The sequence below is a fragment of the Rhodopseudomonas sp. BR0C11 genome, from assembly GCF_010820945.1.
GTDB classification, from domain to species: domain Bacteria; phylum Pseudomonadota; class Alphaproteobacteria; order Rhizobiales; family Xanthobacteraceae; genus Rhodopseudomonas; species Rhodopseudomonas palustris_H.
Map to the genome: position 1 here is coordinate 1 of NZ_QTKI01000705.1, position 1,268 is coordinate 1,268.

At 65.1% G+C, this 1,268-nt stretch carries 2 protein-coding genes; both read left to right on the forward strand.

Annotation, left to right across the window (positions count from 1 at the left end; translation table 11 throughout):
- The coding region (locus DYI24_RS26740; protein ID WP_164574471.1) for an ABC transporter permease at nucleotides 1-567 on the forward strand (567 nt) is incomplete at its 5' end.
- The coding region (locus DYI24_RS26745) for an ABC transporter ATP-binding protein (protein ID WP_164574472.1) at nucleotides 560-1,268 on the forward strand (709 nt) is incomplete at its 3' end. The genes DYI24_RS26740 and DYI24_RS26745, both read left to right, overlap by 8 nt.

A 1,268-nucleotide genomic window follows, 5' to 3' on the forward strand; every position in this document is an offset into this window, starting at 1 on the left:
GGCGGCTTCTTCCTGGCGGCGCTGCTCGGGATTCCGCTCGGGCTGATGATCGGCAGGATTCCGCTGCTGCGTGCGCTGCTCGATCCGACGCTCGCCCTGCTGCGGCCGATCCCGGTCACCGCCTGGCTGCCGCTGTCGATGATTTTCTTCGGCCTTGGGCCGAAGTCGGCGGTGTTCCTGGTGTTTCTCGGTGCGTTCTATCCGATCCTGCTCAACACCGTGTTCGGCGTGAAATCGGTCGATGTCCGGCTGTTCGAAGCGGCCGGGATGCTCGGCTGCAGTGGTCCGCAACTGTTCAGATCCGTGGTGCTGCCGGCGGCGCTGCCGAGCATCTTCAACGGCCTCCGGCTCGGCGCGTCGTTCGCCTGGATCCTGATCGTGGTCGGCGAGATGACCGGCGTGCCCGAAGGTCTCGGGGCCGTGATCATGGATGGCCGCACACTGTCGCGCACCGACCTGGTCATCACCGGGATGATCATCATAGGCATCACCGGATTCCTGTCGGACCGCATCCTGGTATCCCTCAGCAATTACTTCCTGCGCTGGAGCCCGCAGCATCATGCTTGATCAAACCACCAATCGCGACGCGCCGCCGGTGATCCTGGAGGTCAGCGGGCTCAACAAGATCTATCAAGCCTCGAACGGCCCGGTCGAAGCGCTGCGCAGCGTCGATCTGACGGTGCGCAAGGGCGAGTTCATCTGCCTGCTCGGCGCCTCCGGCTGCGGCAAGTCGACCCTGCTGCGGATCATCGCCGGCTTCGAGCAGGCGACCCAGGGCTCTGTCGGCGTGTATGGCTGCGAGGTGAGGGGACCTGGCCCCGACCGCGGCATGGTGTTTCAGGACTACGCGCTGTTTCCGTGGTTGACGGTGCGGCAGAACATCGGCTTCGGCCCCAGCCATCGCCGCGTCGCGGCGCAGGAAGTCGACAAACTGACCGATCGGTTCATGGCGATGGTCGGGCTCACGGCATTCGCAGACCGCTACCCGCACCAGCTCTCCGGCGGCATGAAGCAGCGCGTGGCGATCGCCCGCGTGCTCGCCAACGATGCCGACATTCTGTTGATGGACGAGCCGTTCGGTGCGCTCGACGCGCTGACCCGCGCAGCGCTGCAGGAAGAGCTGATCGAGATCTGGCGCAGCACCAAGCTGACCGTGATCTTCGTCACCCATTCGGTCGAGGAGGCTGTTCTGCTCGCCGATCGGGTCGTGGTGATGAGCTCGTCGCCGGGCCGGATCGACCAAGACGTCGAAATCGAGTTGCCTCGGC